An 18,856-nucleotide genomic window follows, 5' to 3' on the forward strand; every position below is an offset into this window, starting at 1 on the left:
GTGGCTCCTATGGCTCAGCTTACTACGTTCTCCGCTAAGAATTGTTGCGCTGCATCTAGGTCTCGCGACCTTTTGACTCCGAAGGACATCCAGCGGCTTGCCCCCACGAGGCACGGAGGTTGCAGCGTCACCTTCTGGATTAGTCCGGAGGACTCGATGGCCGCAGCAGATCCCGCAGAGCCGTTTTGGCTTGGTTTCGAGGCCTTCAACCAGGGCCAGAGCTTGGGTGAGTGCCCCTTCCCATGGGGGCCAGTTGATGGCGATATGTGGTCGGAGGGGTTCACTCTTGCCAGCAATCTCGTTGGGGGCTCGCGAAGCCAAGCGAACGCTCAAGCGCACCCAGACGCTTGAGGAAAGCCGAACCGCCCCTCAATCGACCCGACGTTTCAATCAGATCTCGCCGTGCTCCACCCGTAGGGCTGCAACCTGGCCCTGAAGCTCAAGCGCCTTGACCCGGTGGGCTCGGGCCAATTGTTGGAACGCCTTCGCGTACTTCGGCCTATCGGTGCGTCCGGCCAACTCGGCCAGAAGGCTGAATTCCTCGGCACGATTCGAATTCTCATCGATGGCTTCCTGCAAGGTCTCCAGGATCCTCAAGACCGCCGGGCTCATCATGCCGCCCTCAGCGTCTTAGCGACGGCGGCAACCGTGGTACGGCTGCATTCGGTGGCGTCGATGATGGCCTGCCAGGACATGCCCCTGGCGAGCATGTCGGCGATGGCTTTGTGCCGCTTCACGTCCACCGGACGGCCCTTGTACTTGCCTTCGGCCTTTGCCTTGGCCTGCCCCTGCTCCTGACGACGGCGGCGGTCCTCATAATCCTTCCGCGAGATGGCAGCGAGCATGTCCAGCAACATGGCGTTGATCGCGTCGAGCATGCGGCCGGTGAACTCGTCAGCGCTTACCGCCATCATCCACGTTGACGGCACGTCAAGCGCGACAACACGCAGCCGGCGGCTGGCAATCTCGACCTTAAGGGCTTCCCAGTCCTCCCGCTTGAGGCGGGACAGACGGTCAACTTGCTCGACCAAGAGCACGTCACTCGGTTGAGCATCGTGGAGTAGCCGGAAGAGCTCCGGCCGGGCCAGCGCAGCACCACTCTCGTTCTCGACGTACCAAGACGCGATCGTGAGTCCCCGCTCCGCCGCGAAAGCCTCCAGCGGCGCCTTTGCGCGAGTAGCATCCTGTCCATCGGTGGAAGCGCGGAGGTAGGCCCTGATGAACATCGAAAGTCCCGCTGGTCCGTTTTGACCAGTCCGGTATGTTGCGGACCGATTTGAACAGTCAAGTGGTATTTATCGGACCGCTTTCTAGCCGATCCGAAAAAGGCATACCCGAAACGGATCGGACTTCATTCCTGGCCTGCCTGCGAGATCACGGAACCGGCATTAACCACGAAAGCCGACAGCGTGAGCTCAGGTTCGTCAGGAAGTTTGCACAGCTTGGTGGATGCGCCGCTGGTCTCGCATCGCCCTCAGCAATCCTTGGATCTTGCGCAGGTGGTTCTCAGCCTCGGTAGCGTCCTGACCATCCGCGAGAAGACCAGCGATGTTTAGCATTTGCTCGACGCGCCGCTCCTCGGCTTGCTCGATCAGATTATCTAGGAATGCAAGTGTATCCTCCCCCTGTCTTCAACATGGCTCGCGCGCTCCCGCCTGGTGCTTCTCAAGTCAGACAATAGATAATATACTGTCTATTTTATCGTATACCCATAGTTATAATTTTTGAGTCAGCAAATGAACTTAAATAACAAAGGAGCATATTTATATCTCCAATGCGATGCTGGCAGTTGATCTTTGATAGGGCGCTGATGGTCCCGAAGCGCTTAGGGATGGAAGGCGGGCCAAAGAATGGCGGTATTGCTGAACAGCTCGGTCCCGGCGAACCGAAGGAGACAGACCATGCCTCGCTACTTCTTCTACATCCACTCCAAGGATGGGCTGCATCAGGTGCCCGAAGGTGACGAGTATCCCGATCTTGAGGCGGTCTGGCACAACATGGTCATCAGCGCCAAGCAAGTCGTCTCCGAAGCGCTTAGGGGCGGCGCTCCGTTCAGCGAGGCCATCCAGAAATCCTTCGAGGTCACCGATGACTCCGGCGCTATCGTGCTCACGATGCCGTTCGCCGTGGCCGTGGAGATCGATACCAGGGCTCAGCCCCCGGCTGGATGAAAGCTCCAGATCTTGATGGCCGAGGCCAACAGGGGTCGCAGCAAGCCTTGAGAGCAAAATAGCACTAGGGATCAGCCCGAGCAGCTGACGGCGATGAAGGTCTCCAGGACGGACCCACCGGCCACGACGGGTAGGAAGGTCCACTTCCAGGCTGCCTAGCGAGCGAGAGAGTACGACTGGAACGGGCGGATTTCTGCCTGCCTGCTATCAGCCACTTCATGGTTGAAGCGGACCTTGTCATTCAGGCTGTCTACTCGTCGTCCTCCTCGGGAACGAGATCGCTGAACGGCACCGTCAACACGTGCTGGGCATCCTCGTCCTCGATCTCGAAGGAGCAGGCAAACCAATCCCGCACGGCAAACGAGGGTGGCCCGGCAACGAGGTCACGGGCGATCTGCAACGCGTGCTGACGTGCCGCCTCATCATCGGCGAGCTCATCCCCCTCCGGGTCAACCGTCAGCTTGTCGAGGCGGGAACCGTAGCGCAGGTTGAAGAAGTAGCGGGGCATGTTACGCGCCCTCGATCAAGCGGGCATATTCCGCCTCCGGCGTACCGTAGCCGCCGTCCGCCATCTCCTCCAGAAGCTCCCGGTTGATCACGGTGACGCGCCCGCGCTTGGCCCGGATGCGCCCTGCGCCTTCGAGCTGCTGCATGGCCAGGGTCACGCCGGACCGCCGCACACCCAGCATCATCGACAGGAACTCGTGCTTGAGCAGAAGCTCCTCGCCGTCCGTCCGGTCGTGGCACATCAGGAGCCAGCGTGCGAGACGAGCCTCAATCTCATAGGTCGCGTTGACGAACGCCGTCTCCCGCACTTGAATCATTTCAATCAGGATGTAGCGCAGGAGGAGCTTGCGTAAGGATGGGCTCTCATCCACCGCCGCGCTCACGACATCAGGGCGGATGCGCAGGGCGCTTCCCGGCATCTGCACGAAGTGGTGATAGGGAACACGGTCTGCGCCGAGCAGCACGGGCGTAGCACCCACCACGCCCTCACGACCGATGATCCCCACCTCGACCCGGCCGTTCGCGTCTTCGGTCGTGATCGAAGCAACCCCAGCTTCCATAAAATACAGGTGGTCAGTTCGGGCGTTGGGTTTGGCCAGGGTATGCCCTGCTGGCAGATCCCTTGGCTCCAGGTGCGGCTGGAGCCGGGCAAAGTCCTCGGCCGACATGGCCTTCAGCAGGCGATTGCGAACAGCGGATTGTTGAACGTGAGCCATGGGCTCTTGCTCTCCATTTTGGAGCAAGAGCGCATCGTCTCTCAGCCGCCTACGCTCGGATATTTCCAGCAGGCGATGAAACCGATATAAGATCAAAAACAGTAATTTTCAATGTAATATCCCTGCAGCATCTCGGTTATTGCTAAGTTCGGCACCTGATCGTTTAGGGGTACGCTATCGCACTTTCGGGAAATTCGGTAGCGCACCGGGTAAATTCCGTCATTTACTTTCAGTTTATTTCAAGTTTACATCTTCGGATATAAAGCCCTGCGCCCCGGAGAGGCCCAGCAGACTGTCATCCTGGAGGCTTGCATGGATCTCATAGCTCAGCCGCTCGTCGTCCTGCTTGCCGAGGCTGAGGCCCTGGTCGGTATGGACCTCAGCGAGACGTTGGAACAGAAGGGCTACCGCGTCCTCGGGCCCTTTGCGACGGGGGCTGAGGCGCTACCCAGCCTCATGCGCGAGACGCCGACATTGGCGATTACCGACGTCGCGCTGAAGGATGGGGCCAGCACTGAATTGGTTCGTGCGCTACGCCACCAGGGGATTCCCTTCCTCGTCCACTCGGCTTGCCGGCCGGATCAGTCGCTCGCTCCCGATTGCCAAGGTGTGCCCTGGCTGAGCAAACCGGCCTCGGCCGAGGATGTGGTGGCAATGTGTGATGAGATGACTCTTTCGTCCTCTATGGCGACGATCGCGCCCGCGAGCCGCCTCCAAACCACTCTCGAACAACCGCTTACGCCGGTAGGCAGCGGCAATCCGTTCATTCGCAGGTTGGAGAGCCTCGCCACCTTGTCGAATGCGGAGCGGGCGGTGCTGGAGCGGATCAGCGCGAAACCCCGCTCCGTTCCTGCGCATACCACTCTCGTGCGCGAGGGCGACAAACCCGATGGTGTGTTCCTCGTCATGGAGGGCTTCGTCTGCCGCCAGAAGCACCAGCCGGATGGTCAGAGCCCGATCATGGCCTACCTGCTGCCGGGCGATTTCTGCGACCTCGATGTGGGCCTGCTCGACAAGATGGATCACACCCTTACCACCGTCTCGTCATGCCGGATCGTTCACATCGCGCCTGAGACAATCGCGGAGCTGATGCGGGAACACCCCGGCATCGCCCGAGCTCTGCGCATGGCCACACTCGTGGACGAGGCGACATTGCGAGAATGGCTCGTCAACATCAATTGCCGTTCCGCTCTGTCACGAATGGCGCATCTGTTTTGTGAGCTTCTGACGCGCATGAAGGCAGTTGGTCATGCCGTCGAGGACAGCTGCACGCTGCCGCTGACACAGACCGTGCTGGGCAGTACAACCGGACTTACGACGGTACATGTGAACCGCACATTGCAGGCGATGCGGCGGGAGGAGCTGATCACATTCAAGGGCGGACGCCTGACGGTTTTGGACCTTCCGCGATTGAAGAAAATTGCCTCGTTCAAACCGAACTATCTCCACCTGGGGCGCCGCTCCGCTGCGTGATGCCGGCGTCAAATGGCACAAGTTGCCAGGGGGATTCACAACGCTCCGCGAACGTCCGCTCCCGGGCACGATGAGAAATCGCTTTTACGGCGAGATCGGGTCGGAGGCGGAACGTCCGCTTCAGGGCGAAGGGGCAGGGTCCGGTGGACACCCGAACCGGATGTTTGAAGCAGGTATACAGGCCGCCGCTGACGCTCTCTTGCGCGTTGTGGTCGACACAGCACGCTGCCGCCCAGCGCGTGGCCGTCAGGATGGTTTTGAAAATCCCGAACCCGAAGCCCGAACGTGCGGGAGGCGCAGCATGAGCGATCTATCCGCAGCCATCGCCAAGATGATCATCGAGATGGATGGCATTCCACTAGGCACGGAGCCTTCCAGATGGGTGGACTGCGTCTTGAAGCGCTGGCCCCACGCGAGCCCCGCGGAGATCAAGCGTGGGTTTCTCATCGCAGTCGAGACCGCAAGATTAGACGAGGCAACGCGGCATCTCCGATGAACGCGGCCCCCGTCCCCGACCCGAAAACACCACCGCACCGAGCCGAGCCGCCACGATGTTCTCTCGCGTGATCCGCAGGGACGGGTGACGAATTAGTCCACGCCGGCGGCCCCGAGGCCCTAACGCACGCCATCGCCTTTATCCGCGAGCCGGCCCCTGCCAAGGCCGACCACCGTGGGGTCATCATCACCGATGCATGGTCCGGCCTTGCGGGGTGGCGCTCGTGATCGATGGCGCTCAGATCTCGGTCTGGCGTCGGACGACCGCTATCTCGTCCGTATCCTTCTGTGCCAGCGCAACATCCCGAGCCTCATCGGTGGCGGTCACAGGCTCGCTCGTCAGCTTCTTCCCCGCAGTCGGCGCCGCTTCGGATGCCTGCTCAGCGCGAGCACGTCGGTTGCCATCGTACTCGGTGTTTCCAAGATCCTCCGTGTGGACGACCAGTTTGTCGGGCATGAGTTGCTCTCCGTGTGCGCGGGCAACGTATCCTCCTTCCGGAAGGCCGGGAACAGGTTGGCAACACAAGGCTGCGATCCCGCGCACGCAAAAACGGCGAGGCTCTCGCCCCGCCGCATGCTTTCGAAACCGTTTGGAAGCTTAGTTAGGAAGCGGCGTGCCGCGTGCTCCGAAGCGACGAGCCGTCGAAGCAGGCGCATAGCCGTTGTTCGTGTCCAGCTCTCTCAGACGCACCGAAGCCTGGCCATCACGGTCGACAACGATCGAGCCCGTGGTCAGGTCGTCATAGGCGTTCGGAGCGGCCTTAACGGCCTGGGCAGCTCGCAGCTTGGAAGAGTGGCTCCAGCCTTCGTTCTGCTGGGCAACAGCTAGCGAAGCAAAGGTGCCGAAGCTCAGGACAGTAGCAGCAACGGCAGAAACAAAACGAATGTTCATAGGGTGACCCAGTCAGCTTTGCGCGGTCTCCGTCAAATGGCGGCTGGCCGTGAATTCTTGTGTGATGCTGATGTAGGACTCGACCATGACCACCGTCGTGCTCTTTCGCACCCACACTGGAGGTAATCACTTTGGCGGGTAGGTGTTTGAATTGCCGGCCCTTTTTGGTCGCTGCACGCGATGGGGACCAATCCACAGCCCAAAACCAAAGGACACAGCAGCATGACCCCAACCGAAGCCGCCGCCTACGCCCGAGGCGTGAGAGACGCCCGCGAGTTCGCCACGATCGCCGCCGTCACCATCAAGGCCCGCGACGATCACCGTAAGGTCCGCCAGCAGACCGCTGCTGCTGCCCTTTATGGACTGGCCGAGGGATTGAACCATCTCCTTCCGCAGAAGCCGGACCCGCTCATCGCGATCCTCCCCGCCATGCCAGGGGCGAACGGTACGGAACTCGGCCATGATCCCCTTGCGCCGCGGGCGTAGAGGTCAGGGGCCTTCGTCTCTATGAGCCCGCGTGGCGGAGTTCACCATGGTGGCTTTTGCCACCCACGAATTACCGTTCTGCGAACCGCTTCCGGCTGGCAGCCTTGCTCAGCAACCGCGAAAGCTGTTCGACGGAGTAGGGCTTCTGCAAGAGCTGGAACCCGTGGTCACTCTCCTGGGCAAGCACGTGGCTGTAGCCACTGGTCAGCACGACCGGCAGACCGGGATAGAGCCGCTCGATCTCGCGACCGAGGTCAACGCCATTCATGCCAGGCATCACGACATCCGAGAACACCACGTCGTAGGCGGTAGGGTCTGCTGCGAGGGCTGATAGGGCCTCCGCGGCATTCGCGACCCAATGCGTGCCGTAACCTAGTTCTTCCAGCGTCTGAGTTGAGAAGGTACCGACGTCGCGATTGTCCTCGACAACGAGCACGCAGGTGCCCCGTCCGTCGACAATTGCCTCGTCGGCCTGCGTTTCCTGCTGAACGTCGGCTTCGTTCTCGACCCACGGCAGGTAGAGGGTGAATGCCGTGCCCTTCCCGACCTCGCTCTCAACCAGGACCTCGCCCCCGGACTGTTTGGCGAAACCAAACACTTGACTGAGGCCGAGGCCGGTCCCCTGCCCGACGACCTTAGTCGTAAAGAAGGGTTCGAAGATCCGGTCGAGCTGATCGGCAGGGATGCCGCTGCCGGTGTCCGACAGCGTGATCCGAACGAAATCGCCGACCTGCTCGGGATGCGACCGCAGCGCTGGGATGGTTGCTGCGCGATCGACGGCAATCGTGAGCCTGCCCTCACCATTCATGGCATCGCGTGCGTTGACGGCCATGTTGACCAGGGCGGTGTCGAACTGGCTCGGGTCTGCGCTGATAAGGCAAGGCTGATCTTGGATTCGGATCGCTACTTCGATGCGGGCACCCGTCAGGGTAGCGACCATGTCGCCGATGGCCTGCACGCTCTGGCTCGCATCGAACACCTTTGGGCGCAGGGCCTGCCGCCGGGCGAAGGCGAGCAGTTGACCCGTGAGCTTGGCGGCGCGCTCTACGGTGTCCGAGATCGCCCCGATGTAGCGCTCACGTCGCTCTTCAGTGAGGTCAGGACGCTTGAGGAGATCGGTCGAGGACTTGATGACGGTCAGCAGGTTGTTGAAGTCGTGCGCCACGCCGCCTGTGAGCTGGCCCACAGCCTCTAGCTTCTGAGACTGCCGTAGCGCCTCCTCGGTCTGGAGTAGGCTGGCGGTACGCTCCTTCTCCTCCGTGACGTCGCGCGACACGCAGTAGAGCAGGCCCTCGACGGGCACGGCCGTCCACGACAGGGTGCGGTAACTTCCGTCTCGCGCCCGGAACCGGTTCTCGAAGGCCAATGTCAGTCCGCCGGCGGCGAGGCGGGCGATCTCAGCCCGCGTCTTCTCGCGATCGTCGGGATGTTCGAGCCACTCCGAGGTTTTCCCGATGATCTCGCCATAGTCCCATCCGAGGATCCGCGGCCAGGCCGGATTGATGCTGATCCAGGCGCCGTTCGCATCGGCAACGCCGAGCATATCCTGGCTGACCTGCCAAATCCGGTCCCGCTCCTGGGTGCGCTCGGCGACCAATTCCCCGAGCGTTTCGTTCAGCTCTTGGAGGCGGCGCTCGTCTTGACGCCGCTTCGTGACATCGGAGACGGTCAGCACGGCACCGGCGAGCACTTCGCCCCGGAAGACGGGCGCGTTCGAGCAGACCGTCTCGACGGGTGTGCCGTCCCGGCGGAAGAACATCGCTTCCCGCTCGCGGAGGATCTTCCCCTCGCGGATCGCCTCGACGAAGCCGCACTCAGAGGCGGGAAACGGACGTCCGTCGGGGTAGTGGTGGTGAGCAGCCTCGTGCAGGTCCTGCCCGATCAACGTGCCTGCATTCCAACCGAGCATGGCGTGCGCGGTCCGGTTGGCGAAGGTCACCACGCCGTCGAGATCGAGCTGAAACACGGCTTCGCTGACATGGTCGGCGACGGTTTGGAGTAGATCGGTCTGCTGCTGCAACGTCTCGGACACGCGGCGCTGCTCGGTGCGATCCCTCAGGATCTTGAGGTAGCCAACGTGGGTGTCATCATCGGCATGGAGCGGCATCATCTCGCCCAGCGCGAAGAACCGCGATCGATCCTTGCGCTGGTGCCAGCGCTCATCATTGCCGCGACCACTCTCGCGGGCCGCTGCCATCTCACGTTCGGGGATGCCGGCCGCTACATCCTCCTCGGTGAAGAAGACACGGGCGGGCATGCCGCACATCTCTTTTTCGGACCAGCCAAGAATTCTCTCGGCACCGGCACTCCAGCTCGTAACGAGGCCGTCGAGATCCATCGTAATGATGGCGTAGTCGATGGCGCTGTCGACGATCTGACGGTGGCGGGCATCGCTCTCCCGCGACAGGCGCCACGCCTCGTCCCGTGCAGCCACAGAGCGGCGCAGCTTCATCTGCGACATGACCTGACGGGCTAGGGCTTCCAGACTCTCGATCTGAGCCAGCGTCAGCCCTTCCGGTCGAGGCTCCACGTCGATGACGCAGAGGGTTCCGAGCGCGACGCCCTCGTCTGTCTCGAGCCGGGCGCCGGCGTAGAAGCGGATGAGAGGTCCGCCCGTCACCAGGGTGTTGTCCCGGGTGCGCGGATCGGCGGTCAGGTCGGGAATGATGAGGAGACCGGGCTGAAGCAGGGCGTTCGCGCACACCGATTGCGACAGTGGCGTTTCGCAAGCGTCGAAGCCGATGCGGGCCTTGAACCACTGCCGGTCACCAGCAACGAGACTGACCAGGGCGACCGGCGTTTGGCAGATCCGCGAGGCGAGCAGGACGATGTCGTCGAAACCCTGCTCGGCCTCGGTATCGAGGATGGCGTAGTCGTCGAGGATGGCGAGGCGGGTGGCCTCGTCGACCGAGTGCTCGGATCGCACGGTTTCACGGCCGGTCATGGGTTTGTCCTGAGGCGATCTTCGCCCCGCGCTTGCGCCGGGCCTTGGCTTCGTCGCGCTCGATCAGGAGGCGGAGCGCGACGCGGACCATCTCGCTGGCCGAGGCGTACTCGCCCTGGGCCACCTGATGGTCGACGTACTCAGCGAGAGGTCCGGTCAGGGCGATGTGTCGTGGGTGCCTGGCAGCCATAGGACGGCCGTATCATGACCTCGATGGGGTGTCGCCTTTCGACCACCGGATTTCGGATTTGCTGGCCGGTTCGTAGTGTCGCAATCCGGCGATGAGGGCGAGAGATATTGTGATGCGATATAGGCTGCTCTGCGCTTCGTCATGGTGCCGCCCAATGATCCCCGCCGCCGATGTCTGAAGCCACGGGCCAATGGCATTCCCAAGGCCCGAGGCAGAGCGCGCCGCTCCTCTTGGTCGCACTCGTGTAGTGGATTGGCCGCTTCAACCTCTGATGAGAAAACGGTATCGGGGGCCGGAATTGGTTGATGATGGAGACGACGGTGGTCGTTGATGAGAGCGGGCTGCCGGCACCGACGAGCCGCAACCTGAGTGCAGAGAACGCCTTGATCGAGGCGGACCCTCAAATCGAATCCTTGGTCGTCGGTCTACGGCAGAGCCTCAATGAAGCCGAGGAACGTCGGGACGCACAGATTGCGCGGGTCGCATCACTCGCCGGGCAGGATCGCCTTCAGTGGCAAGCTCAGCATGTGCTCATGATGATGGAGGAGACCCTCCGATTGGCACGTCGGAACCTCGACTTCATGGAGATCTTTTTGGAGACCGAGTGAAGGCCATCGGCATTACGGCGGGGCCTCCGGCGCCATCCCTTCAGAAGCTTCTTTAGTTCTATGAGCATTGCCTAGGGCTTCACTGGCTTCTTCCAAGGCCAAGAAGCGTGTCAACTGGCTGGGCTAGTCTAGTAGGCAGGTGTTGGGACCCTGCGATCCTCATCCGACGCTTCGTCCTGGTAGGTCATCTCTGCATTCCCGAGACTCTCAAACTCCAGGGCCAGTTTGCGGATTTTCTCGCAGGCTTCCTGCTTGATCTCATTGACGGATTTTCCATCCACCGGGACGGTGACCGTACCGTTTAGCCGCCCCGTACTGGTGAGAAGAGTGAAGTTGAACCGGCCCGAACGGCAACGGCGAACGAGGTAATGCGTCTTCAACACAACCGGGCCTCTACGAGACAGTAGGTCTCCCACTTATTTATCGCGGAAGCGACAATGGGGTTCCGTCTCGGAGCTAGCACCACCCCAAATATAAACAGCCGCACCTAAGGTGCCGCTGATCGGCGGTAGCCGCGAGCATTGGGTAGCGCACCACGATGCTACGAGACATCTCTCGTCCACGCTGAGTTCGCCCTGCGGGAGATTGAGACGACGTTGCAGCTCTTACGCCAGTGCCAGGCCCTCCTGACCGCGCTCTCGGATGCCGTATGATCACAGGGTCGGCCAGACAGCGTCACGGCCGACGAACGGCAACACAGATGGCCCCGGCGATCTCGGACGGGCTACCAACCAGATCGATGGGACCGTCATACGAGATAGCGTTCTCTGGCATTCCCTGCTCCGGCGGGCGGGCAGGCGTAACCACCATCGAGAGCCCGCCAATCTCATTGATGGCCGCCAGCCCGCGGGATCCGTCATCGAGGGATCCGGACAGAACCACCCCAATGATGCGGGAGCCGCCATGTGCCGCAACGGACCGAAACAGTAGGTCCACGGTGCGGTTGCCATGCGCCCGGTCTGGATCGTCGACCAGCTGACCGAAGCTGTTGGCTGCCAGCGTCAGGTGGTCGGCCGGTTCTCCGATATAGGTGATACCCGGAGTGAACCGACCGCCGTCTAGCGCCACGCGTACCGGCATGCGGGCGGCACGTCCAAGCACAGCGGCGAGATGGCTTGGTCTGTCCCAGGGCCTGTGCAGGACGACCAGAACGACAGCGTTCAGCGAGGGCGGCAGCTCGCGGAGTATGGCCATGAGGTCTTGGAGACCGTCGCCGCCGGAGGCGCCGATGGCGACGAACCAGGGGCTGCCCACGCGATCCAACATCGGAGCACCCTAACATGGATTGTGCTTACGCGGGCGGCTTGTGGAAGTCTGCGAGCTCTAAGGGGGGGGGCACCAAGGGTCTGATTTTTGCTCCGACGCCAGCGCACCAAGGCCGCCAAGAAGGCCCTCTTCGATGCAATGGAGGAGCTACGCCGCCTGCAGGGTTATCCACCAATCCCACCCACGCTGGGTGCAGTAGCCTCGCGCGAGATCTGCGGCCTTGGATCTTACGCGCCAAATAATCCTATGCGAAGGACATTAGGCCAGGCGGCGGCTAGGTTTAGTCATCGTCGATACCGAACCAGCGAGTCGACGACTGAGAGATGCGTGCGCTCCCGCTTTGCCAGGGGAGTGCCGTACCATGGCGGACACATCTCAAGTTCGATCCGATGCCATCACTGAGACGAAGCCGCCGGTCTACCGTGCGATAGTAATCGCTCCGAGCGGCACCGTCGTGAATGCGATGCGGCTTGTCGCAGGAAGCGACGAAGAAGCTCGTGCTCTCGCCAAGGCGATGGTGGACGGTGACGCTGTAGAGCTATGGGACGGCCTGCGCTTCATCGAGCATTTCCCGCCGGTCGATTGACAAGCCGGATGCCTTGAGCCCCACCACCTGGAGCTAGTTGAGGTTCGGCCGGCCGGCTGGAATGTTGCGGAGGATTTCTTTCGTCTCCCTCAGAAGGGCACGGCTCCTAGCAATCTCAGCCCGCACTTCTCGAACCAATCGAACCGGTGGACGGTCGTGCTCAGGATCCTTTGCGGCAATGCGGTTTTCCGCTGGGCTGACAATGCTCGACACTAGCTCGCCGTAAACCTAAGGAAGAGAAGCCCCAGCGATTTATTCGTTGAGGTTTAGAGGTCGTATTGTGACTTCTCCCCTAGGCGGCCGCAATTACTTGGGTTTCCGATTCCCATAATTGTCGTAGGTTAGACAAAGCGGTGACATCCGAGATGCTGTCGACCCGCGGGAGCCGTGAGTATGGGTGCACAGCATGATTCCGGCTATGGCGCACTGCCACGCCACGCTTGGTGCAGTAGACTTTGACATCTAGGCAGATGCCTTGGCAGCCCTCGCCTTATCTCTCTCCCTCTTGCCCTTCCGTTTGGGAAGGGGCGCAGCTGGACGCTCTTCCTCGCCCCGCTCTTTGAGCGCGAAGTCGTAAAGCTGTCCGGTCTGGCCTGGGTTGGTGTCGTGACCGTCGGACAAGGAGAAGAACGCGGCGCGGACGATCTCCTTCTTGGTGGCCTCGGGGTACTTCTCGCGAACGGCGGCGATCAGTTCCTTTGGTTTGATGCCAGGCGAGGCGACGTGACGGAGGGTGGAGGCAAGTTCTGCGAGAGAAGACATTATGACCTCGTTGGAGGTGAGCGAGGCCATACAGGTCGGCCTCTTGCAACTTATGTTACCACGACAATCGCGTGACGGTCTGCCCATAGGGCCTGATGCGCTTCAGCGCCCGCCCGTCGCCCGATGTTTCGCCTGGATCGCCTGAACCGTGGCCCACAGCTTCGCCGCGCTCTCGGCCATCGCGCGCTTCAGGCTGATATGCGCCGCTGAGCGTCGCCTGTGGATGGTTCGTGCCTTCGCAATGCGGGCTCGCCCCCGGCTGTTTTCGGCCCCGTGCTAGCGCCGCCATGCGATCGCCACCCCACCCGGCCCCGACAAGCCCATCATTCCACCAGATCGAACGACGCTAACCCCTTGATCGACATTGTATCTGGCTTCCTTGTTTGAACATTGTCCAATACAGTTGGTTTCCCGTATCGGTTGGCGTTCAAGACGAAGCATGACGACAAGGAAACCCGGCTTCCAACCTGGCCAGAGCAGCAACCCCGCCGGCCGTCCCAAGGGCAGCCGGAGTAAGTCTACGCTTGCCCTGGAGGCCATTCTGGAAGGCGATGCCGAGAGCATCGTCCGGAAAGCCATCGAGCTCGTCACCGACGGCGACACGCAGGCCCTGCGCATGTGCCTGGATCGCCTCATGCCGGCCAGGAAGGATTGCCCGGTGCAGTTCGACCTTCCCGTGATCGAAACCACTGCTGACCTTCCCAAGGCCACGCACGCCCTGTTGCAGGCTGTTGCCGCTAGCGAGCTCACCCCGTCGGAGGCCGCCGACATCTCGAAATCCGTCGACGCTCATGTCCGCGCCATCGAGGCGACGGATCTGCACGAGCGCCTTGCCCGCCTGGAGGAGATGACCCAGCCATGACCTCGAAAGTGATCGATCTTCGCCTCCGCAAGCTGGAAAAGGCGAGGAAGGCCAACCGCTTCGACCACATGTCGGAGGAGCAGCTGAACGAGGAGATCAACCTCTACCGCGGCGAGGTCTGCGAGCCCTACGGCACCGTCAACGCAACGGACGAGGCCCTGAAGGCATCCAGCGATCGCCTGGACCAAAAGGTCGCCGGGCACCTCGAATGGTGCATCGGGTACGTGACCGAGGAGCGGGCTGCGGGGCGGATGGAGTGAAGCGTTAAAGGTACGAGACGCACCCTGATTACATCATTCGCTACCGACACTCAGGTCTCAGTGGCAACGCTGACGGCATCGAGGATCCGGGTTATGGTAGCCGAAAGCTAGGCTGCAGAGCGCGCCGAAGATTCTTTGGGGAGGCCCCGCTTTCATGGCTGCAACCTCAACCTCTTGCCACCGTTCTTACACCTATGTGTAACCCGCGTACCCTTTCTCCATCTCTGGTCCTGATCGTCGAAGACGAGAGCTTGGTCCGGATGATGGCTGTCGACATGCTCGAGGACGCGGGATGCGCGGTTCTTGAGGCCGCAACCGCCGATCAGGCTTGGCAAATCCTGGAGAGCCGCAGCGACATTGACGTGCTGTTCACAGACATCGAAATGCCTGGTTCGATGAATGGGTTTGCCTTGGCTGCGCGGGTTGCTGAGCGCTGGCCACATATCCGCCTCGTGATCACATCTGGACGCTGCCGGCCCAAGCCCGACGATGTGCCGGACCACGGCTTGTTCGTGCCGAAGCCTTACCTGGCGGATCAGATTCTCAGTGCGTTCGACAAGGCTCGGCCAATCTAGAGATCTACGCCGCCTGTTCGGCAGTGTCTGAACCCTGGACCCTCCTGTTCCTCCTACAAAAATTCTCTTGGTAGTGTTCACTAGTGAACGGACAGGGGTGTTTCGTTGAAGTAGGGAGGGCCATGGGTCACGCGCCAAACAACGTTCGCCTATCGGGGGATCCTTTCAGCCGCAATCTGTTGCTGCGCTCGCTTGCAGTGACCGAGCGCCGCCTCGTGGCCACGCACCTCGAAGAGGTTCAGCTGCGAACCGGTGAGGTGCTGTTTGAGCCTGGCGATGACGTCACGCATGTGACCTTTCCTCTTGACGGCACTGTCGCCACCCTCCTTGTTCCCCTTCGCGAAGGCCGCACCATCGAGACCGCCACAGTGGGCCACGAGGGGGCAATTGGCGGTGTGGTCAGCCAGGGCTTCCTGCCGGCCTTCAACCGCGCCGTGGTGCAGATCGGCGGCCCCGCGTTACGCGTCAGTGCCTCACGAATGCAATCTGCCAAGCAAGCCTCGCCTGTGCTGCGCAATGCCCTGACCCGCTACTCCGACTGCCTCCTCGCTCAGGTTTTGCAGTCGGTTGCCTGCAACGCCGTGCACCCCATCGAGCAGCGCAGCGCCAAGTGGCTGCTGACCCTTCACGATCGTCTCGGCACCGACACGCTCCCAGTGACCCAGGAGCTTCTGGCAGACATGCTTGGCGTGCGCCGGACCTATCTGTCGGGCGTCTTGAGCCGCTTGCAACAGCAAGGCCTGATCCAGGTTGGCCGCGGGCGTATCACGATTACCAACCGGCATGCTTTGCAGCAGGCCGCCTGCGAGTGCCACGCCCGCGTGCGCAGCCACTTCGCCGAGGTCCTGGGCGCGACCTATCACACAGACGGCACCTTGGTCGCGCTCGATCCAACCGCGGCACCGAACCAGGCCCCTCATCTGGTGGCAGCCCCATGACGCTCACACCGTCCCTCCGCTCCGCGTCTGACGAGGCTCGGCGTCTGCAGGCGTTGGAGAGCTACCAGATCTTCGATACGCCCCGCGAAGAGGATTTTGATGGCATTGCCACGCTGGCGGCCGAGATCTGCAGCACGCCTATCGCGGTGGTGAACCTGATCGGCGACGGGCGGCAGTTCTTCAAGGCCGAGGTTGGACTTGGCGTGCGCGAAACTCCGCTCGACACCTCGTTCTGCCGGCAGGCGATGCTGCAGGAGGACTTCCTGTATGTGCCGGATGCCACGCGGGACCCACGCTTTGAGGGCAATCCCCTGGTCACGGGCGAGCCCGGCCTGCGCTTCTATGCCGGCGCGCTGCTCAAGACACCGGACGGCCATCCGATCGGCACCGTCTGTGTGCTCGACACGCAGCCGCGAGAGCTAACCGATCGCCAAAAAGCGACGCTGAAGCAGCTGGCGCGGCAGACCATGGCGCAGCTGGAACTGAGGCGCGTGGCGCAGGCGCAGCGCGCGCAGCAGCAACTGCAAAATCAGATCCTCAACAGCGCGACCGACTACGCGATCATCGCGTTGGACCGCGGCGGCAACGTCACCCGCTGGAACGAAGGTGCCCATCGCATCCTTGGCTGGAACGAGCAGGATATGCTCGGGAAACAAGCGGACGTGTTCTTCACCGAACAGGATGTGCAGGACGGTATCCCGGAAGCCGAGATGCACAGCGCCCTCACGGAGGGGGTCGGGCTCGACGAGCGTTGGCATCTGCGCAAGGATGGCAGCCTGTTCTGGGCCAGCGGCGAGATGCAGCCTCTGCGCAGCGAGGACGGCTCTCACACCGGCTACCTGAAGATCCTGCGCGACCGTACCGCCCAGCGCGAGCAGGGCGAGCGTCTGCGGCAGAGCGAAGAGCGCTTAGCCCTGGCCCTCGGTGCCGCGGGCATGGTCGGCACTTGGGATTGGGACCTCAAGCGCGACGTGATCTTCGCCGACGCGAACTTCGCGCGCATCTACACGGTCGACCCGGTGGACGCTGCCCGTGGTGCTCCACTGGCCGAGTATATCAAGAACTTCCACCCGGACGACATGCCGGCCTTCCAGGCCGAGCTCGATCGCCTCCTGAGCGGCCAGCAGGAGCAGTTCTCCTGTGAGTACCGCGTAAAGCAGCTCGACGCGTCCTACCGTTGGCTGTTGGCGCGCGGGCGCCTGATCCGCGATGAGGCCGGCGAGGCCGTACGCTTTGCCGGGGCCAGCGTCGACATCACCGAAAACAAGCTCAACGAGCAGCGCGCCCGCGAAAGCGAAAACCGCTATCGCCAGCTGACCGCTCTGGCACCAGGGATCATCTGGGAGGGCCAGCCGGACGGTTCGCTGACCTACCTCAACGACTACTGGTATCGCTACACCGGCCAGACCCCCGAAGAAGCCATGCCCATGGGTTGGGCCAAGGTCATCCATCTGGACGACCTCGCGTCCTTGGAGGCAGCCTGGGCGCACTCCCGCACGCACGGTGTCCAGTACGACACCGAGGCACGTCTGCGCCGGCACGACGGCACCTACCATTGGTTCCTGATCCGCGCGGTGCCGTTGCGCGATGAGCAGGGGGAGATCATCGGCTGGCTCGGCAACGACATCGACATTCAGGAGCGCCGGCAGGCGGAAGCTGACCTCCGTGATGCGCAGGATCAGCTGCGCCTGGCTGTCGAAGCCACCAGCATCGGGATCTTCGACTACAACCTAGTCGTCAACGATCTCAACTGGGACGCGCGGGTCCATGAGTTGTTCGGTCTACCGCCGGAGGCTCCTGTCTCCTATGAGACCTTTCTGGCGGGCCTCCATCCGGAAGACCGCAACTGGGTTGATGATGCGGTCAAGGCTGCGCTCGATCCCGCTGGTAACGGCAGCTACGACATCGCTTACCGCACCATGGGCCTGCAGGACGGCGTGGAGCGTTGGGTTGCGGCCAAGGGACAGGCGTTCTTCGCACAGGGACGCGCGGTGCGCTTTATTGGGACGGTGCGTGATGTCACCGAAAGCCGACGTGCCGAGCAGGGAATCCGCGAAACCGAGGAACGCTACCGGCTGGCCGCCCGCGCCACCAACGATGCGATCTGGGACTGGGACCTGGCCAGCGATCACATCCGCTGGAACGAGGCCGTACAAACCCTGTTCGGCTATGCCGCCGACGAGGTGGGTCCGAGCGGCTCCTGGTGGAAGTCGCACATCCACCCCGATGATCAACAGCGGATCAAGAACAGCATATATGCCGTGATCGACGGCGGGACCGAGCACTGGACTGATGAGTACCGCTTCCTGCGCGCGGACGGGAGTTACGCTGCGATCTTCGACCGCGGCTACGTTCTGCGGGACCCACAGGGCAAGGCCGTGCGCATGATCGGTGCGATGTTGGACATCAGCGAACGCAAGCGGGCCGAGGAGCATCAACGCCTGCTGACCAATGAGTTGCAGCACCGCGTCAAGAACACGCTTGCGCTGGTGCAGGCGATCGCCAGCCAGACCTTCCGCAACGCCACGGACATCGATGCGACGCGTGAGGCGTTTGCGGCTCGCCTGATCTCTCTGGGACGCGCGCATGACATCCTGACCCAGGCGAGCTGGACGGCGGCACCGATTGCGGAGGTGATCGAGGGCGCGCTGAGTGTTCACCAGCAAGCTGGCCCCTCACGCATCCGGATCAGTGGCCCCAACGTGCTGTTAGGCGCCAAGCCGGCTCTGTCCCTCGCTTTGGCCCTGCACGAGCTCGCCACCAACGCGGTCAAGTACGGCGCACTCTCCAACGAAACCGGCTTTGTGGACCTGCGCTGGCATGTGGTGCACGAGGACGAGGCCCCGCGATTCTGTCTAACCTGGTCCGAGCAAGGAGGGCCGCCCATCCTGACCCAGCCGGCGCGGCGAGGCTTCGGGTCGCGCCTGATCGAGCGCAGCTTCGCGGCCGAGGTCGGCGGTGAGGTAAAGTTGACCTACGCACCAACCGGACTAGTCTGCCGTTTAGAGGCCTCGCTTGCCTCCATGCAGGAGCAGCGCAGCGAGATTGCAGCGTAGCAGCGATTTCGAGTTTCGGGGTGATCGTCCTCGGCAAATCGGCGATTGCCTGCCCCCCAATGCGCCGGC

General features: G+C 62.3%; 21 protein-coding genes. 10 read left to right on the top strand and 11 right to left on the bottom strand.

Annotation, left to right across the window (positions count from 1 at the left end; all coding sequences use genetic code 11):
• Positions 1-390: 390 nt before the first annotated feature.
• Together ACYQOP_RS19475 and ACYQOP_RS19480 are read right to left on the bottom strand one after the other, a co-directional pair.
• On the bottom strand, positions 391-612 hold the full coding sequence (locus ACYQOP_RS19475) for a hypothetical protein (RefSeq protein ID WP_461223528.1): 222 nt from the start codon (positions 610-612) through the stop codon (positions 391-393).
• Positions 612-1,226 carry a recombinase family protein gene (locus ACYQOP_RS19480; RefSeq protein ID WP_461223529.1) on the bottom strand — a complete coding sequence of 205 codons (615 nt, stop codon included), beginning with the start codon at positions 1,224-1,226 and terminating at the stop codon, positions 612-614. Before ACYQOP_RS19480 ends, ACYQOP_RS19475 begins: the two co-directional genes overlap by 1 nt.
• Before the next feature lie 675 nt (positions 1,227-1,901).
• On the opposite strand from ACYQOP_RS19480, the gene ACYQOP_RS19485 reads away from it, so the two are divergent.
• Positions 1,902-2,171: a DUF6894 family protein gene (locus ACYQOP_RS19485; protein WP_461223530.1), complete on the top strand. Its 270-nt coding sequence runs from the start codon at positions 1,902-1,904 to the stop codon at positions 2,169-2,171.
• A gap of 250 nt (positions 2,172-2,421) precedes the next feature.
• Here ACYQOP_RS19485 and ACYQOP_RS19490 read toward each other — a convergent pair whose 3' ends face one another.
• Complete coding sequence (locus ACYQOP_RS19490) at positions 2,422-2,679, bottom strand: DUF6894 family protein (protein WP_461223531.1); 258 nt, start codon at positions 2,677-2,679, stop codon at positions 2,422-2,424.
• Position 2,680: 1 nt separating this feature from the next.
• A complete protein-coding gene (locus tag ACYQOP_RS19495; protein ID WP_461223532.1) occupies positions 2,681-3,394 on the bottom strand; it encodes a Crp/Fnr family transcriptional regulator in 714 nt (237 codons plus the stop codon).
• Between the two features lie 372 nt (positions 3,395-3,766).
• Between ACYQOP_RS19495 and ACYQOP_RS19500 the strand changes: the two genes are divergently transcribed.
• Positions 3,767-4,867 carry a helix-turn-helix domain-containing protein gene (locus ACYQOP_RS19500; RefSeq protein WP_461223533.1) on the top strand — a complete coding sequence of 367 codons (1,101 nt, stop codon included), beginning with the start codon at positions 3,767-3,769 and terminating at the stop codon, positions 4,865-4,867.
• Positions 4,868-5,600: 733 nt separating this feature from the next.
• Here ACYQOP_RS19500 and ACYQOP_RS19505 read toward each other — a convergent pair.
• Entirely contained in the window at positions 5,601-5,819 is a 219-nt protein-coding gene (locus ACYQOP_RS19505) for a hypothetical protein (RefSeq protein WP_461223534.1), read from the bottom strand.
• Positions 5,820-5,960: 141 nt separating this feature from the next.
• Entirely contained in the window at positions 5,961-6,254 is a 294-nt protein-coding gene (locus tag ACYQOP_RS19510) for a hypothetical protein (RefSeq protein WP_461223535.1), read from the bottom strand.
• Positions 6,255-6,476: 222 nt separating this feature from the next.
• On the opposite strand from ACYQOP_RS19510, the gene ACYQOP_RS19515 reads away from it, so the two are divergent.
• Entirely contained in the window at positions 6,477-6,740 is a 264-nt protein-coding gene (locus tag ACYQOP_RS19515) for a hypothetical protein (protein WP_461223536.1), read from the top strand.
• A 70-nt stretch (positions 6,741-6,810) separates the two neighbouring features.
• Here the strand turns inward: ACYQOP_RS19515 and ACYQOP_RS19520 are convergent, their stop codons facing one another.
• Both ACYQOP_RS19520 and ACYQOP_RS19525 read right to left on the bottom strand, forming a co-directional pair.
• A complete protein-coding gene (locus tag ACYQOP_RS19520; RefSeq protein WP_461223537.1) occupies positions 6,811-9,684 on the bottom strand; it encodes a PAS domain S-box protein in 2,874 nt (957 codons plus the stop codon).
• On the bottom strand, positions 9,671-9,874 hold the full coding sequence (locus ACYQOP_RS19525) for a type II toxin-antitoxin system ParD family antitoxin (protein WP_207414314.1): 204 nt from the start codon (positions 9,872-9,874) through the stop codon (positions 9,671-9,673). Before ACYQOP_RS19525 ends, ACYQOP_RS19520 begins: the two co-directional genes overlap by 14 nt.
• A 305-nt stretch (positions 9,875-10,179) precedes the next feature.
• On the opposite strand from ACYQOP_RS19525, the gene ACYQOP_RS19530 reads away from it, so the two are divergent.
• Positions 10,180-10,482 carry a hypothetical protein gene (locus ACYQOP_RS19530; protein WP_461223538.1) on the top strand — a complete coding sequence of 101 codons (303 nt, stop codon included), beginning with the start codon at positions 10,180-10,182 and terminating at the stop codon, positions 10,480-10,482.
• 128 nt (positions 10,483-10,610) lie between these two features.
• Here ACYQOP_RS19530 and ACYQOP_RS19535 read toward each other — a convergent pair whose 3' ends face one another.
• The gene (locus ACYQOP_RS19535) at positions 10,611-10,862 is read right to left on the bottom strand and encodes a hypothetical protein (RefSeq protein WP_461223539.1); all 252 of its coding nucleotides are present in this window, start codon (positions 10,860-10,862) and stop codon (positions 10,611-10,613) included.
• A gap of 295 nt (positions 10,863-11,157) precedes the next feature.
• Positions 11,158-11,748: a chemotaxis protein CheB gene (locus tag ACYQOP_RS19540; protein WP_461223540.1), complete on the bottom strand. Its 591-nt coding sequence runs from the start codon at positions 11,746-11,748 to the stop codon at positions 11,158-11,160.
• 361 nt (positions 11,749-12,109) lie between these two features.
• Between ACYQOP_RS19540 and ACYQOP_RS19545 the strand changes: the two genes are divergently transcribed.
• Positions 12,110-12,334, top strand: coding sequence for a hypothetical protein (locus ACYQOP_RS19545; protein ID WP_461223541.1), 225 nt, complete (start codon positions 12,110-12,112; stop codon positions 12,332-12,334).
• Positions 12,335-12,796: 462 nt separating this feature from the next.
• On the opposite strand, the gene ACYQOP_RS19550 is transcribed toward ACYQOP_RS19545, so the two are convergent.
• Positions 12,797-13,126 carry a hypothetical protein gene (locus tag ACYQOP_RS19550; RefSeq protein ID WP_461223542.1) on the bottom strand — a complete coding sequence of 110 codons (330 nt, stop codon included), beginning with the start codon at positions 13,124-13,126 and terminating at the stop codon, positions 12,797-12,799.
• A 409-nt stretch (positions 13,127-13,535) separates the two neighbouring features.
• Between ACYQOP_RS19550 and ACYQOP_RS19555 the strand changes: the two genes are divergently transcribed.
• The 5 genes from ACYQOP_RS19555 (at position 13,536) to ACYQOP_RS19575 (ending at position 18,787) form a co-directional block, all read left to right on the top strand.
• Positions 13,536-13,958 carry a DUF5681 domain-containing protein gene (locus ACYQOP_RS19555; protein WP_461223543.1) on the top strand — a complete coding sequence of 141 codons (423 nt, stop codon included), beginning with the start codon at positions 13,536-13,538 and terminating at the stop codon, positions 13,956-13,958.
• The gene (locus ACYQOP_RS19560; protein ID WP_461223544.1) at positions 13,955-14,218 is read left to right on the top strand and encodes a hypothetical protein; all 264 of its coding nucleotides are present in this window, start codon (positions 13,955-13,957) and stop codon (positions 14,216-14,218) included. The genes ACYQOP_RS19555 and ACYQOP_RS19560 overlap by 4 nt, the downstream gene beginning before the upstream one ends.
• 194 nt (positions 14,219-14,412) lie before the next feature.
• Complete coding sequence (locus tag ACYQOP_RS19565) at positions 14,413-14,793, top strand: response regulator (RefSeq protein WP_461223545.1); 381 nt, start codon at positions 14,413-14,415, stop codon at positions 14,791-14,793.
• Positions 14,794-14,915: 122 nt separating this feature from the next.
• Positions 14,916-15,731, top strand: a complete 816-nt coding sequence (locus ACYQOP_RS19570) for a Crp/Fnr family transcriptional regulator (RefSeq protein ID WP_461223546.1) — start codon at positions 14,916-14,918, stop codon at positions 15,729-15,731.
• Positions 15,728-18,787, top strand: a complete 3,060-nt coding sequence (locus ACYQOP_RS19575) for a PAS domain-containing protein (RefSeq protein ID WP_461223547.1) — start codon at positions 15,728-15,730, stop codon at positions 18,785-18,787. Before ACYQOP_RS19570 ends, ACYQOP_RS19575 begins: the two co-directional genes overlap by 4 nt.
• The last annotated feature ends 69 nt before the right edge of the window (positions 18,788-18,856 follow it).

The organism is Methylobacterium sp. CM6247 (genome assembly GCF_054817925.1).

What these genes read in the sequence shown, in the direction of transcription:
- ACYQOP_RS19475 (WP_461223528.1), bottom strand. Translation starts at nt 612, where the DNA reads ATGAGCCCGGCGGTCTTGAGGATCCTGGAGACCTTGCAGGAAGCCATC.
- ACYQOP_RS19480 (WP_461223529.1), bottom strand. Translation starts at nt 1,226, where the DNA reads ATGTTCATCAGGGCCTACCTCCGCGCTTCCACCGATGGACAGGATGCT.
- ACYQOP_RS19485 (WP_461223530.1), top strand. Translation starts at nt 1,902, where the DNA reads ATGCCTCGCTACTTCTTCTACATCCACTCCAAGGATGGGCTGCATCAG.
- ACYQOP_RS19490 (WP_461223531.1), bottom strand. Translation starts at nt 2,679, where the DNA reads ATGCCCCGCTACTTCTTCAACCTGCGCTACGGTTCCCGCCTCGACAAG.
- ACYQOP_RS19495 (WP_461223532.1), bottom strand. Translation starts at nt 3,394, where the DNA reads ATGGCTCACGTTCAACAATCCGCTGTTCGCAATCGCCTGCTGAAGGCC.
- ACYQOP_RS19500 (WP_461223533.1), top strand. Translation starts at nt 3,767, where the DNA reads ATGGACCTCAGCGAGACGTTGGAACAGAAGGGCTACCGCGTCCTCGGG.
- ACYQOP_RS19505 (WP_461223534.1), bottom strand. Translation starts at nt 5,819, where the DNA reads ATGCCCGACAAACTGGTCGTCCACACGGAGGATCTTGGAAACACCGAG.
- ACYQOP_RS19510 (WP_461223535.1), bottom strand. Translation starts at nt 6,254, where the DNA reads ATGAACATTCGTTTTGTTTCTGCCGTTGCTGCTACTGTCCTGAGCTTC.
- ACYQOP_RS19515 (WP_461223536.1), top strand. Translation starts at nt 6,477, where the DNA reads ATGACCCCAACCGAAGCCGCCGCCTACGCCCGAGGCGTGAGAGACGCC.
- ACYQOP_RS19520 (WP_461223537.1), bottom strand. Translation starts at nt 9,684, where the DNA reads ATGACCGGCCGTGAAACCGTGCGATCCGAGCACTCGGTCGACGAGGCC.
- ACYQOP_RS19525 (WP_207414314.1), bottom strand. Translation starts at nt 9,874, where the DNA reads ATGGCTGCCAGGCACCCACGACACATCGCCCTGACCGGACCTCTCGCT.
- ACYQOP_RS19530 (WP_461223538.1), top strand. Translation starts at nt 10,180, where the DNA reads ATGATGGAGACGACGGTGGTCGTTGATGAGAGCGGGCTGCCGGCACCG.
- ACYQOP_RS19540 (WP_461223540.1), bottom strand. Translation starts at nt 11,748, where the DNA reads ATGTTGGATCGCGTGGGCAGCCCCTGGTTCGTCGCCATCGGCGCCTCC.
- ACYQOP_RS19545 (WP_461223541.1), top strand. Translation starts at nt 12,110, where the DNA reads ATGGCGGACACATCTCAAGTTCGATCCGATGCCATCACTGAGACGAAG.
- ACYQOP_RS19550 (WP_461223542.1), bottom strand. Translation starts at nt 13,126, where the DNA reads ATGGCCTCGCTCACCTCCAACGAGGTCATAATGTCTTCTCTCGCAGAA.
- ACYQOP_RS19555 (WP_461223543.1), top strand. Translation starts at nt 13,536, where the DNA reads ATGACGACAAGGAAACCCGGCTTCCAACCTGGCCAGAGCAGCAACCCC.
- ACYQOP_RS19560 (WP_461223544.1), top strand. Translation starts at nt 13,955, where the DNA reads ATGACCTCGAAAGTGATCGATCTTCGCCTCCGCAAGCTGGAAAAGGCG.
- ACYQOP_RS19565 (WP_461223545.1), top strand. Translation starts at nt 14,413, where the DNA reads ATGTGTAACCCGCGTACCCTTTCTCCATCTCTGGTCCTGATCGTCGAA.
- ACYQOP_RS19570 (WP_461223546.1), top strand. Translation starts at nt 14,916, where the DNA reads ATGGGTCACGCGCCAAACAACGTTCGCCTATCGGGGGATCCTTTCAGC.
- ACYQOP_RS19575 (WP_461223547.1), top strand. Translation starts at nt 15,728, where the DNA reads ATGACGCTCACACCGTCCCTCCGCTCCGCGTCTGACGAGGCTCGGCGT.